General features: G+C 64.9%; 10 protein-coding genes. 2 read left to right on the top strand and 8 right to left on the bottom strand.

The window, feature by feature from the left end:
* Positions 1 to 77 precede the first annotated feature (77 nt).
* Positions 78 to 4,346, bottom strand: a complete 4,269-nt coding sequence (locus LJ737_RS04105; protein ID WP_227763182.1) for a beta strand repeat-containing protein — start codon at positions 4,344 to 4,346, stop codon at positions 78 to 80.
* 333 nt (positions 4,347 to 4,679) lie between these two features.
* On the bottom strand, positions 4,680 to 4,952 hold the full coding sequence (locus LJ737_RS04100; protein ID WP_227763180.1) for a hypothetical protein: 273 nt from the start codon (positions 4,950 to 4,952) through the stop codon (positions 4,680 to 4,682).
* 151 nt (positions 4,953 to 5,103) lie between these two features.
* Here LJ737_RS04100 and LJ737_RS04095 point away from each other — a divergent pair, with 151 nt between their 5' ends.
* The gene (locus LJ737_RS04095; RefSeq protein WP_227763682.1) at positions 5,104 to 5,280 is read left to right on the top strand and encodes a hypothetical protein; all 177 of its coding nucleotides are present in this window, start codon (positions 5,104 to 5,106) and stop codon (positions 5,278 to 5,280) included.
* A gap of 89 nt (positions 5,281 to 5,369) precedes the next feature.
* Here LJ737_RS04095 and LJ737_RS04090 read toward each other — a convergent pair whose 3' ends face one another.
* The 6 genes from LJ737_RS04090 to LJ737_RS04065 form a co-directional block, all read right to left on the bottom strand.
* Entirely contained in the window at positions 5,370 to 7,730 is a 2,361-nt protein-coding gene (locus LJ737_RS04090) for a T9SS type A sorting domain-containing protein (protein WP_227763179.1), read from the bottom strand.
* Between the two features lie 265 nt (positions 7,731 to 7,995).
* Entirely contained in the window at positions 7,996 to 8,655 is a 660-nt protein-coding gene (locus tag LJ737_RS04085) for a sterol desaturase family protein (protein WP_138076564.1), read from the bottom strand.
* A gap of 74 nt (positions 8,656 to 8,729) precedes the next feature.
* The gene (locus LJ737_RS04080) at positions 8,730 to 9,230 is read right to left on the bottom strand and encodes a shikimate kinase (RefSeq protein ID WP_227763675.1); all 501 of its coding nucleotides are present in this window, start codon (positions 9,228 to 9,230) and stop codon (positions 8,730 to 8,732) included.
* Between the two features lie 144 nt (positions 9,231 to 9,374).
* Positions 9,375 to 10,436: an ABC transporter permease gene (locus LJ737_RS04075; protein WP_227763177.1), complete on the bottom strand. Its 1,062-nt coding sequence runs from the start codon at positions 10,434 to 10,436 to the stop codon at positions 9,375 to 9,377.
* A 132-nt stretch (positions 10,437 to 10,568) separates the two neighbouring features.
* Positions 10,569 to 11,738 (bottom strand): BT_3928 family protein, encoded by a 1,170-nt coding sequence (locus LJ737_RS04070; protein ID WP_227763175.1) that lies wholly within the window; start codon positions 11,736 to 11,738, stop codon positions 10,569 to 10,571.
* 112 nt (positions 11,739 to 11,850) lie between these two features.
* On the bottom strand, positions 11,851 to 12,405 hold the full coding sequence (locus LJ737_RS04065) for a DUF1599 domain-containing protein (RefSeq protein ID WP_227763173.1): 555 nt from the start codon (positions 12,403 to 12,405) through the stop codon (positions 11,851 to 11,853).
* 139 nt (positions 12,406 to 12,544) lie between these two features.
* On the opposite strand from LJ737_RS04065, the gene folP reads away from it, so the two are divergent.
* Positions 12,545 to 13,426 carry a dihydropteroate synthase gene (folP, locus tag LJ737_RS04060; protein WP_227763171.1) on the top strand — a complete coding sequence of 294 codons (882 nt, stop codon included), beginning with the start codon at positions 12,545 to 12,547 and terminating at the stop codon, positions 13,424 to 13,426.
* Positions 13,427 to 13,437: the final 11 nt, after the last annotated feature.

Here is a 13,437-nt window from a genome sequence, read left to right as displayed (position 1 = left end):
AATAAAAAGCCCCGGCTCACCGGAGCCGGGGCTTTTCAGAAAGGCGGGCTACCGCAACAGACCGCCTCAACTTGGCATTACTGCAGCACCACTTTGCGCGTCAGCACTTCGGAGCCGACTTGCAGGCGCAGGGTGTAGAGACCAGCGGCCAAGCCCTGCGTCGAGACGTGCTGCTCGCCGCTGCCCTGCAGGGACTGGCGGCGTACCGCCTGACCGAGAGCATTGACCAGTTCGATGGAGCCCGCGCCGGCGTAACCGGCCAGCTTCACGGCCAGTTGGCCGGTGGCGCTGGGGTTGGGGTACACGGCCAAGGCGGCGGCGTTGGTCTGGGCGCGGGTGCTGAGCGGGGTCAGGCCAATGGTGAAGGCGCCCTGGGTGTCGCTGCTGCCGTAGCCCGACACGGCCACGTAGTAAAGCTGGTTGGCCGTCAGACCGGTGACCGTCACGGTGCCAACGCTGGTGTTGGCCACGCCGCTGGACTGGCAGAAGACCTGGGTGAAAGGCCCGGCACAGTTGGCAGTGCTAAATACACGCACCATGCCAGCGGGGTCGCCGGTGATGTAGAGCACGGTGCTGCTGCCAGTGGCCGTGAAGGTAAACCACACGTCCTTCGGCGACTGCGCCGGCGAGCAGGCGGGCAGTTGCACGCCGTTCAGCACCGCGAAGGTGGCGTTGGCGTTGGAGCTGTTGACGCTGCCGCCGGCCAGCGAGGTAGCCGTGCAGGGCCCGTCGTTGGGCGGGGTCAGCTGGTCGAAGGTCGTGGTCTGGGTGTTGTTCAGGGCGTTGGCATCGGGCTGGCCGTTGGGCAGCGAGCCGGTTACCGTCAGCGTAAAGGTGCCGAGCTGGGTGAGGGTGATGCCGGTGGTAAACGTGAGCTGCTGCGAGGCGCCGGTGGCCAGGCTCAGGCCCGTGAAGTTCTGCGTCACGGGGGTGCCGCCATCCAGCGAGTACGCCAGCGTGACGGAGCTGAGCGTGGCCGTGCCGCCGTTGCGGATGGTCACCGTCACCGCGTTCAGGCCGAGTGCGGCGGGCGTGGTCGGCGCGTCGATGCTCACCACGTCCACGTCGTTGACGACGGTGCGCAGCGTGTAGGCGCCCAGGTCGGGTGGGCTGGTGCGCGTCACGCCCAGGAAGTCGGCCGGCACGCGGGGCAGCGTGGCGGCTGTGCCGGCCGCTACCACCTGCGTGGCGGCGGGCACCAGGTCGGTGGCGCTCGGGAACAGCGGGTCTACCTGCAGGCTGTTCTGGTCGTAGGCGTTGCCGTTGGCCGCTTTCCAATCGGCCAGGGTGGCGAAGTTGGTGCTGTAGCGGCCGGTGTAGAAGTTCGAGCCCGAGCCGATGTGCAGGTCGTTGTAGTTCGAGGCAATGGCCGAGCCGGTGGTACTGAAGTACAGGGCGTAGCGGCTGCCGGTGCCGCCGCGCGTCACGCTCACGATGTTGTTGAGGAACTCGATGCCCGTGGCCGCCGTGATTTGGTAGAAGCCGTAGCTGGCCGAGGTCGACGTGGCCGCCGTGTTGTTCAGCGACACGATGTTGTGGTAGTAGCGGGCGTTGTCCGAACCGGAGTTGTAGATGCCGTACTCAACGCCGCCGCCGGTGAAGTTGTACACCAGGTTGTTGACCACGTCGTTTTCGGCGCCCGCCGGCGCGTCGTTGGTGCCGGAGTAGATGCCGTAGGCCGACGAGGTGCTGGTGGTGGTGATGCCGCCGAAGGGCGTGTGGATGCGGTTGCGTTCCACGGCCGTGCCCGTGTTGCCGGTCTGGTAGATGCCGTAGAAGGTGCTGACGGTGGCGCGGGTGCTGCGGTGGATGTTGTTGCCGATTAGGCGCGCCCCGTCCTGGTTTTCCACGTCGAGGCCGTACATGTAGAAGTCCCGGATTTCGTTGCCGGTCACGCGCAGGCCCACGTTGTTGGTGGTGGCGTTACCGGTCAGCACCACGCAGTAGTAGCCGCCGCTGATGACGTTGCGCTCGAGGCGCAGGTGGTTGGCGTCGCCGGCCGAGGTGCTCGACGTCACGCCGCCGCTGGCCACAATGGCCGCGTTGCCGGTGGTCGAGGTGGCGGTAGCCGGGCCCATCACCACGCAGTCGGCCACGCGGTTGCGGTTGGCTTGGCCCACCAGCAGCACGCCGATGCCGTAGGTGGTTCCGGCCGAGGCGTCGATGGTCAGGTTGCGCAGGGTTACGTAGTCGGTGCCGTTGAGCACTACCGCGCCGGGCTGGGCCGACGTGCCCACGTAGCTCAGCGTCTGCTTGTTGGCCCCGCCGTCAATCAGGATGGTATCGGCGGCGCTGACGCCGGCCACCTCGCCCAGCACAAACTGCTCGGTGTAGGGCCCGTTCAGCACGTTGATGCGCACCGAGCCCGAAATGCCGGCCAGGTTCAGGGCCGCCGCCGCGTCGGCGAAGGAGGCGAAGTTGGTGCCGCCGGTGGCCGCGTTCTTGTTGATGGTGAACGTGCCCACCATGCCGGTGTACACCGTCTGGGTCAGCGTGTTGTTGGCCGGGTTGGTGTCGGCGTTGCCGTTGGGCAGGCTGGCCGTGACGACCAGGGCCGTGGCGCCCGCGCCCAGCGTGGCCTGCTGCGTAAACGACAGCGCCTGCGAGGCGCCGGCGGCCAGGTTCAGGCCGGTGAAGTTTTGCACCACGGCCGTGCCGCCGTTTACCGTGTACTGCAGGCGCACCGAGGTCAGGGGCGAGAGGCCGTTGTTGCGCACCGATACCGTTACCGTGTTGGCGCCCAGCGCAGCCGGGGTCAGCGGGGCCGTCAGGCCCACCACGGCCACGTCGTCGGCGCCGGGCGTGAATTCGTAGGCCCCGATATCGGGGGTGCTGCTGCGGGCGGCGCCCGTCACGTCGTCGGTTACCCGCGCCAGCGGGGTGGCCACGTTGTTGATGCCGCTGGCGCTGGGCAGCAGGTTGCCGGTGGCCGCGTTGGTGAACTGCGGCACCACGGCCACGCTGTTCTGGTCGTAGGCGTTGGAGTTGGCCGCTTTCCAGTCGGCCAGGGTGGCGTACTTGGTGCCCGCGGTGGCCGTGCCGATGCGCCCAATGTAGCTGTTGGCGCCGGTGCCCACCACCAGGTCGTTGTAGTCGGAGCTCACGGTGGAAGTAGCCGTGTTCAGCGTGATGGCGTACCGCTCGCCTGCGCCGCCGCGCCGCACCGAGAGAATGTTGTTGCGCAGCTCAATGCCGGTGGCCGCCGTGGTCTGGTAAAAGCCGTAGCTTTCGTCGGCGCTGGTCGAGGCCGCGTTGTCCAGCGAAATGGAGTTGTGGTAGTAGCGGACGTTGTCGGAGGAGGAGTTGTAAATGCCGTACTCGATGCCCGCGCCGTTGAAGTCGTACACGAGGTTGTTGACCAACTCGTTTTCCGAGCCCGCCGGGGCGTCGCAGCCGCTCAGGTACAGGCCAAAAACGGTGCTCGTGGAGGCCGGATTGCCCCCGGCCGGGTTGTGGATGCGGTTTTTCTCGATGTCGGCCAGCAGGTTGCCTGCCCCTAGCGAGATGCCGTAGAAGGCCGCCAACACGGTGCGCGTCGGGCGGCTCACGTCATTGCCGATGATTTGCGCGCCCGTCGTGTAGTCGGCGTCCACGCCGTACAGGTAAAAGTCCTGCAGGGTGTTGTTCTTGATCTGGTAGCCCGGCAGCACGGCCGTGGAAGCACCCGAAATCCGGATGCCGTAGTAGCCGCCCGTGATGGTGTTGTTCTCAATCGTGAGGTTGCTGCCCGCGTTGCCGCCGGTGGTCAGCGACGAGGTCGAGTTGTTGGCGACGATGCCCACGAAGTTGGTCGACGAGGTCGACGAGGTGCTGCTCGACACGGTGCAGTTGCTGATGACGTCGTTGTCCGAACCGTTCATCACCTGGATGCCCCAGCCGTAGGTGCTGGTGCTCGTGCCGCCCACGGTGGCGTCCACCAGCAGGTTGTTGATGGTCACGTAGTCAGCCCCGTTCAGCGTCACCACGGCCCGCTGCGCCGTGGCGCTCGAACCGAACTGAATCTTGCGCCCGTTGCCGTTGATGGTCACGCGGTTGGTGGCGCTGCTGCCGGTGAAGGCATTAAGCAGCACTTGCTCGGTGTAGGGCCCGCCGCTGACGTTAATCGTCACCGGCCCGCTCACGCCGTTGGTGTTCAGCGCGGTGGCCGCGTCGGCGAAGGAGGCGAAATTGGTGCCCGCCGTGGCCTGGGCGTTGTTGATGGTGTAGGTGCCGCTGAGCGGCGTTTGGGCCCAGGCCCCGGCAGAACTGGCCAGCAACAGCAACAGGGCCCCGGCGGCGCGGCGTCCGGACCGCGTAGTGGCCGCCCAACGGCGGGCCGGGGCGCAACTTGATAAACGTGCTTGCATTGGGTGTGAGAATGGGTGAGAAAAGAAAGAATGTCATACCCGTTTACACAGAATAATCCAAAATAGCACTGCGTTTGCCGCGCCGCTGTTGAGGGCAATAAAACTGCGTGGCCGGGAAACAAAAGGGGTGGGTGTGCCCCGGCCGCAAGGGGTGGTGACGGCGCAACTTATGAAAATTGCATGAAGAATATAATCCTTACCCCCACCCGATGGCCTTGTTTACCCCTCTTGCTGCTGACTAGGCATAAAAAAACCGGCGTCCACTAGGCAGTGGACGCCGGTTCGTTGATTTCGGCAGGCAGCAGCTAAGCGCGCGAAGCCCCGATTTTAATCTTAATTTAACCATACTTCGGCCACCACTTCGAAGCGGTGCGGGCCGAAGGCGTTGTAGTACGGGGCAGAGCCCTCAAAGCCCAGCACGTGGATCAAGGGCATGCCCTCGAGCCGGCTCGGCACCAGTCGCACGGGGTACACCCGGCCCTCTTCGGGCCAGTCGCCGGTGTGGTTCACCGGGCGGTTGCCGGCATCGACGCAGTAGGCGTAATGCAGCACGGGCTCGTGGCGCGTGGCTTCGGCGAGGCTCAGGTTGGCTACTTCGTTACTCATCTGGCCAAGATACACGAAAGTCGGGCTGATAGTTCATGCCGGGCGGCGGCCGGGGCGTCAACCTTTTGGCCGGCTGGCCAGTATGCGCCCTATAGATAGTTGGCAGCCCGAACGCGGCCGCCCGGATGTGCACCTTCTTCCCCTACTCCCCATGAAACGCTCCCTTCCTTGGCTGCCGATGCTGCTGGCCGTGCTGTTGTTGCCCCTGACCGGGTGCGAAGCCATTGGCGAAATTTTCAAAGCCGGCGCCTACACGGGCATTATCGGCGTCATCGTCGTCATCGTGCTGCTGCTGTGGCTGTTCAGCCGCTTTTTCCGCCGGGGCTAGGCACTAGCTCTACCTCCCCAATCGCGCCGACGCCCGGCTCAGTGCTCTGAGCCGGGCGTCGGTCGTTACGGCGCGTCGGTGGCGCGGGGCTACTGCTTCACCACGCGGGCCGTGTGCTGGCCCGCGGCCGAACGCACGCGCACGTAGTACACGCCGGCCGGCAAGCGGCGCAGGTCGAGCTGCGGGCGCTGGGCGGTGGCCGTCAGGCGCTGACGCAGCACCTCCGTGCCGAGCACCGTTTGCACCGTCAGCTGCAGCGGCGTGCCGGCCGGGGCGTCGGTCCACACCTCGAAGAGGCCGGTGCCGGGGTTAGGCGAAACGGTCAGCGCGGCGGCTTTGTCGGTAACGGCGGCCACGGCCACCACGTTCGACAGCGTTTCGGTGCCGTCGTTGTCCACCTGGCGCAGGCGGTAGTAAGCCAGCCCGGCGGCCGGGTGCGCGTCCACGAAGCTGTAGTCGCGGCGCTGGGTGCTGTTGCCGGCGCCGGCCACGGTACCCAGCGTTTCAAACGCTTTGCCGTCGAGGCTGCGCTCCACCTCGAAGCGGGCGTTGTTTTGCTCGGTGGCAGTGGCCCAGGTGCTGGTCACGGTGCCGGCCGTGCGCTTGGCGTCGAAGCCGAGCAGTGCCACGGGCAGCACGCCGTTGCCGCTCGACGACACGCCGAAGGGCGAGAAGCTGCTGATGCCGCCGCGCGCCACGCGGTGGGCGTTAGCGCGGGGCTGCGTGGCGCCGGGGCGGTTGGTTACCCGGTCCCACTGCCCGCCGGTGAAGTGGTCCACAAAGGCCTGAGCGGGCACGAAGTCCGCCGTGGCGTCGGCCGAGTTCCACTCCATGGCCAGCTGCACGTCCACGTTCGGGATGGTCGGCGTTTCCTTGCTGACAAACCAGGTTTTCTTCACCACTTCGCCCTGCACGGCCGGGCCCAAGGGTTCCTCGTTGGCGTTGTAGCGGTGGTACACGTTGTTGATGACGCGCACCTCGAAGATGTCCTGGCTCTGGGCCGTGTTCTGCTGAATGCTCACCGGCGAGTACGACGTGGCGTCGGTGCCCACCGGGAATACCACCGCCGTACTCGTGCCGTTGCTCAGGCCAGCCACCGGCAGGCGCAGTTTGCCTTTGCCGTTGGTCACCACAAACGAGGTCGGCGAGGAACCCACGATGGCTCCCAGGGACGACAGCGTGAGGTCGTAGGCGCCCAGGGCCAGGTCGGCACCGCCGCGGAAGCTGAGCGTATCGGTCACCGTCACGTCGCCGCCGAGGTTTTTGCCGCCGGTGCCGATGACGCGTAGGCGGCTGTACTGCTTGGGCTGCACGGTGTGGTCGGCGGTGCCGATGTACTCCACAGTGCTGCCCACGTTGAGGGTGCCCAGGCGCAGGGTGCTGGAGTTGGTTTTCTCAATGCGCAGCGTCGAGCCGGTGGCCACGTCCACGGTGCCGTTGATGTCGGCGCCGGCCGCTACCAGCATTTTGGCCGGGGCGCCGTCTTGGCCCACCACGATTTTCGAGTTGGTACCGCTGACCGTCCAGCTCGCTCCGCCGAGGCGGTCGGTAGTGGGCGCCACGCCGCGCACGTAGAAAATCTGGTTGGCGTCGGTGAAGTTGCTCGGCGGCGTGCCGGTACCATCGGCGTTCGGCCCCCAGGTAGCGCGGTTGTTGTAGTCGCCGTTGGCCTTGCTGTAAAAAATGGTCGACTCGGGCGTCACCGTCACGTCGTCGATGCCCAGGCCGTTGCCGTTGGTGCTGTTGTTGAGCGAGTAAGTCCAGCGCAGCATAATTTCCGCACCGTTGGCCAGGTTCACGTTCGGAATGGTGTACGACAGCGTCACCCGGTTGCTGGCCACGTTGCCGTTCTGGTTGGTAATGGGCTTGGTGGTCGACGGTGCAAACACGCCCAGTTGGGACACGGCCGTCCAGGTACCCGACGATTGGTACACCGACGTAACGGTGGTGCCGGTGCGGTAGTGCACCTGGAAGTTGGCCTGGTCGATGGTGCCGGAGTTGTACCACTGCTCCATCGTGTAGGTCACCGCCAGGTTCTTGATGGTGGCGCCGGTGTTGTTCTTGTAGCGCAGGCCCGCCCAGCCCGTGCCCGACTGCCCGGTGGCCAAGCCGCCAATGGCGCGGTCGGTGGAGCCGGCGCTGCCGAGGCTGTAAAACTGCGCTGTCGTTACCGAGCCGTCGTTGGCACCCAGCCGGTCGGGTGTGTAATCGTAGAAGCCGCTGGGATAGGGAAACGTGGGCGAGTTCTGGAAGTACACGTTCGAACCCAGATACAACCCCAGCATGGTGGCGTTGTTGGTGTAGGTCGGCGGTGTGGCGGCCGTGCTCGTGGTGAGGGTGTTAAAATCTTGTGTGTTGGGGTTGAAATTGCTCAGGACAATCTGTCCGCGCACGGCCAGCGCCTGTAGCAGCAAGCCGGCTCCTAGAGCCAAACGGTAGAGGTGGTGCATGCTCAATCGAAGCTGATGAAGGAATGAAAGCAAGCTTTGCGCAAGGGGCAAAGATTACCATTTACAAATTTAAAAATACCCACTCAATAGGCGGCATACGTTCCCAAAATAGGAAATCCGGTATAATTATTCCAATTATGACGCTGAATTATACTTTTAGTCCATCAAGCAACTTCTATATACCTCACGCAAAGAAACGGCGCCGGCCGCATCTGCCTTGGGGGAGATGCGGCCGGCGCCGCTAGCAAGGGCGCCCGGCGGGCGCCTACGACTTGGCTTCTTGGCGCTTATCCTCCGGCATGGTGCCGATGATGTGGTCCCAGATGGTGGTCGACACCCCAAACGCTACCTCGTCCTGCCGGTAGTGGTGCTGGGCGTGGTGGTGCCACCAGAACTTTAGGAAGTTCTTCGGCGGGTTGTACACGTGAATGGCGTAGTGCACGAACAAGTACGTGGCGTACCCAAACACGAACCCGGCCAGAATGCCGAAGCCCGCGTTGCCGAACGTGAAGCGGAAGATGAAGAACAGCAGCGAAGCGACGAACACCGTCAGAATGGGCGGCATGGCCAGGCGCGTTTTGTCCTTGGGGTATTCGTGGTGCACCCCGTGCATGGTGTACTGAAACTTCGCCTTGCCGGGCGTGTTCGTCTTCATGTGGTAGAGGAAGCGGTGCATCAGGTACTCCACCAAAGTGAAGGCAAACCAGCCGACCAGAAACAGCCCAAAGGCCGACAGACCGGTCAACAGCCCGCGGCTAAGCCCGTAGTACAGGCTGACGGCGGCAACGCAGAAGAAGATAGACAGGGGCGCGGCGATGTGCGTGTGCGTCATACGCTCCAGCACAGGGTTGTCAAACAATTGCGCCGAACCTTTGTGCTTGGGCTTGTGGAGTTGGCCCGACGCAGGAGCAGCCTTTTGTTCCATGTAGATTGGGAAAGGTGTGATTCAGGGGCAAAAGTAGCCACCGCGGCGCAAACGCGCCCGCGCCCCCAAAGGTTTTAGCCCGTGGCGAGGTAGCGCTGCACCAACGCATACACGGCCTCGACCGTGCAGGTGAGACCCGCGCAACGCAGGGCGGCCTGCCCGTAAAACCCCTGCCGGGCCGCCAATGTTTCTTCCAACCGCCGCGCCAGGGCGGCGGCATCGGGCAGGGCGGCCAGCAGCGGGCGCGTGGCCGCGGCGTGCTGCAGGCGGGCCACCAGCTCCGCCACGGGCACGTCGAGCCAGAGCGCGAGGCCGGTTTGGGTGAGCAGGGCCATGTTGTGGTGAAAGCAGGGCGTGCCGCCGCCGGTGGCCAGCACCAGCCGCGGGTGCTCGGCCAGCACGGCCCGCAGCGTATCGGCTTCCACCTGTCGGAAATACGCTTCGCCTTCGGCCGCAAACATCTCCGCCACGCTGCGCCCTTCCCGCCGCACGATTTCCTCGTCCAGGTCGCGGAAAGGCAACTCGAAGCGCGCGGCTAGGCCCCGGCCCAGCGTGGTTTTGCCGGCGGCGGGCATGCCCACCAGGTGAATTCTGAATGGGTTGGCCGGTTGGCTTGCCGGCTGCGCGCCGGCTTCCGCTCCTGGGGTGGCAGCCGCGGATGTCGGTTCGGCGCCGTCGGGACTCAGTTCAGCACTCATCGTTCCTGTTCAGCATTCGTCCTACGACAGCTTTACCCGCGGGTCGAGCACGGCGTAGAGCACGTCCACGGCGATGTTGATGACCACGAAGAGGAAGGCCACGAACAGCGTGGCGCCCATCACCACCGGGAAGTCCAGGTTTTCGACGGCGCGCAGCGTGACCGTGCCCAGGCCCTTCCAGTTGAAGATGTACTCGATGAAGAACGCCCCCGCCATGAGCGAAGCCAGCCAGCCCGACACGGCCGTTACCACCGGGTTCAGGGCGTTTTGCAGGGCGTGGTGCCACACCGTGCGGCCCCGCGAAAGCCCCTTGGCCCGGGCCGTGCGCACGTAATCCTGCGAAAGGACCTCCAGCATGGAGCCGCGGGTGAGCTGCACAATCACGGCCAGGGGCCGCACGCCCAGCGCCAGCGCGGGCAGCAGCAGGTTGCGCCACACCACGTGCGACTCGGCCGTAAACGGGTCGGTTTCGAACAGCTGCCCCGTCAGGCTCAGGCCCGTCCAGTGGCTCCAGTAGAAGCCAAACGTCATGGCAATGAGGATGGCGGCCACGAACGAGGGCACCGAAATGCCGAGCACCGACACCGTCAGCAGCGTCCGATCAACCCAGGTATGGGCCCGCAAAGCCGCCACGATGCCGAAAGCTATGCCGAGCACCGCCGCCAGCAGCATGGCCGCCAGCGCCAGCCACAAGGTGCCGTCGAAGTGGTCAAGTAAGATATCGAGCACGTCCTTGTTCGACTGAAACGAGCGGCGCAGGTAGGGTTTTTTGAGCACCAGCGCCTTTTCGCCGCCCAAGGGCAGCAGCGTTAGGCCGCCGTAGCGGGCCACCCCGGCCGAGTCGCGCGGGTGCACCCCCACGGGCGACACGTCGTTGAGGTAACCGGCCAGCTGCACGGCCACGGGCTGGTCGAGGCCGAGGTCGGCGGCAATGGCGGCGCGGGTGGCCACGTCGCTGCGCTGGCCCGCGAGCAGGGCCACCGGGTCGCCGGGCAGCACCTGAAACAGCAGGAACACCGTCAGGGCCACGCCGGCCAAGATCAGAATGCCGTGCAGCAGGCGGCGCAGGATGAAGAGGAGCATACCGTGTTGTCTTCTATTATCCTGAGCAACGCGAAGGACCTTACCACCTCAGAACGACCATCGTCACAACGACTCGTTCCGGCGTGATAAGGTCCTTCGCGTTGCTCAGGATGACGTGCTTATCATACTGCCTTACAGCGACTCTTCCAGCTTGGCGCGGCTGGGAATGTCGTGGTAGTGGTACTTGCCCTTCACCACGCCGTCCTTGAGCAGCATAAAGCCGGGGTTGGAGCGGATCATTGACTTGAGCACCGTCGCGTCGGCGAAGTAGTACTTGCCGGGCAGGTTGACCTCGTGGCGGAACGCGTCGAACTCCGCGGGCGAGGAGCTGGTGATAATCACCGGGGTGATGTGCTTTTTGGAGGAATCGGCGCCGGCAATGAGCTTGTTGATGAGCGGAAACCGGTCCCGGTCGGCCTTGTCAGTGTTCTGAATCAGAATGAGCAGCTTGTTGCCGCTGAGCACTTCCTTGGTCAGTTCTTCCTGCTCGCCGCCCCACACGCGGAAGTCCGTGATTTTGGGGCCGTCCTCGGGGTTCAGCGCCACCATTTGCTTGAATTTCCAGAGCGTATCCGTGGGGTACTCCGTGAATTCCTGCGTGGTGCCGTTTTTCTCCATGATGTACTTGTAGCGCAGCGGCGCCGAGGGCTGCATCAGCTTGCCGATATCGTTGCCCACCTTGTAGGGCAGGAAATCAAAGTAGGGCAGGTGGCCTAGCGCGTACACCCCGATGCCCACGGCCACGGCCAGCGCAAACGTGACGTACATGGTGCCCAGGGTACCCTTGGCGAAGACGCGGCGCAGGTAGCGCTGGTTGAAGAATATCACCACCCAGAGCAGCAGCAGGAACATGTCCTTGGCAAAGGACGTCCAGGGCGTGAGCTTGATAAAGTCGCCGAAGCAGCCGCAGTCGGTGACCGTTTTGGTGTAGGCCGAGTAGAACGTCAGGAAGGCGAAGAACACCAGCAGCGCGAACAGGCTCCAGAGCGTGGTGCGCAGGTTCCAGCGCAGCAGCAGGGCCACGCCCAGCACCACTTCCAGCGAGCTGAGCGTGAGGCTCAGCGTGCGGGCCATGCCGTGGAACACCATGAAGAACGAGCCGAATTCGCGCGAAAAGACCTCGAAGTACTCTTCCAGCTTGTAGGCCGTGCCGATGGGGTCGTTGAGCTTGACCAGCCCCGAAAAAATAAACAGCGCGCCGAGCAGAAACCAGCAGACTCGAACGAGCGTGCGCATGGCGTGGGAGGGCTGGCGGCCGGCCGTCATGGCCGAAGTAGCAGCAGCGGAAGCAGAGGTGGACATATCTACAAAGTAAGCGGCTGGCAAACGGCTGGACAACGCGGATTGTTCGCCGAAACGGAAAAATGGCGGGGAGAAAAAAGCCCGTCATCCTGAGCGCAGCGCTCTGCCCCTCCTACCCTGCCTGCTCCGCCGCGCCGCGCAAAATCAGCGCGAAGACGGCGTAGTTGAGCATGTCGCGGTAGTTGGCTTCCACGCCCTCCGAGGCCAGGGTGCGGCCGTGCAGGTCTTCGATCTGCTTGGTGCGGTGCAGCTTCATCAGGATGATGTCGGTGATGCTCGACACGCGCATCTGCCGCCAGGCCTCTCCGTAGTCGTGGTTTTTGGCGAAGAGCAGGCGGCGGTTTTCGGCTATTTCCTCGTCGTAGGTAGCCGCCACGGCTTCCGCGTCGAGGTCCAGGGGCGCGTCGGCGGGCAGGTGCAGCTGCATCAGGGCAATGACGCAGTAGTTGACGATGGCCACGAACTCGTCGTCGATGGGGTCCTGCACCAGCTGCGTGCCCTTCTCCTGAATGGAGCGGATGCGCTGGGCTTTGATGTAAAGCTGGTCGGTGATGCTGGGCAGGCGCAGGATGCGCCACGCCGTGCCGTAGTCGTGGGTTTTGGCCAGAAACAGCGTCCGGCACTGCCCAATGACCTCGTCGTACTGCCGCGGGGTTTGGTCGTTCAACGTGAAAATGCTATTTTTAAAACAGTGCTTGGTGCGTAGTGCCTAGTGCTTCGGCCGGGGCCGCGCCAGCCCCTTGAAGGCGGCGCCCGTTGTCCGGCCGACTAAGCACCAAGCACCCAGCACTAAGCACCAACTACCCATGACTGGTCTGTCCGCGCAAGATACGCTATTTCGGGGCCGGCAGACGCTGCGCTGCCCCGGCGGCTCCGTGCTCGACCTGAGCCGCCCCCGGGTCATGGGCATCCTCAACGTCACGCCCGATTCGTTCTTTGCCGGCTCCCGCCTCGACGCCGAATCGGAGGTGCTGCGCCGCGCCGAGCAGATGCTGGACGCCGGCGCGGCCATCCTCGACCTGGGCGGCTATTCCTCCCGCCCCGGCGCCGAGGACATCAGCCCCGACGAGGAGTTGCGCCGCGTGCTGCCCGCCTGCGAAGCCATCCGCCGGCGCTTCCCGCAGGTGTTTCTCTCCGTCGACACCTTCCGGGCCCGGGTGGCCGACGAGGCCGTGCAGGCCGGGGCCAACATGATCAACGACATCGGCGGGGGCCTGCTCGACGAAGAGATGTTCCCCACGGTGGCCCGGCTCAAGGTGCCCTACGTGCTCATGCACATGCGCGGCACCCCGCAGACCATGACCCAGCTCACCGACTACGACGAGGACCTGGTGCTCAGCCTCACGCGCTACTTCCGCGACCGGCTCACGGCCCTGCGCGCCCTCTGGCCCGCCGCCGACGTGGTGCTCGACCCCGGCATTGGCTTCGCCAAGACCCCGACGCAGAGCTACGAGCTGCTGCGCCGGCTGCCCGAACTGCGCGCCGTCTTGGACTTGCCACTTTTGGTAGGACTTTCCCGTAAAACCCTCGTCTGGAAACCCCTGGGCCTCACGCCCGACGCCGCCCTGCCCGGCACCATCGCCCTGAATACCCTGGCCGTGCTCGGCGGGGCCCGCCTCGTGCGCGTGCACGACGTGGCCGAAGCCGTGCAGACCGTCCGCCTGCTCGAAAACACGCTTAGTACCTGATTCTGACCCCT

Source organism: Hymenobacter sp. 15J16-1T3B (assembly GCF_020711235.1).
Lineage (GTDB): Bacteria > Bacteroidota > Bacteroidia > Cytophagales > Hymenobacteraceae > Solirubrum.
The sequence above is the reverse complement of the archived record's forward strand: the minus strand, read 5'-3'. Positions and strand labels throughout refer to the sequence as shown.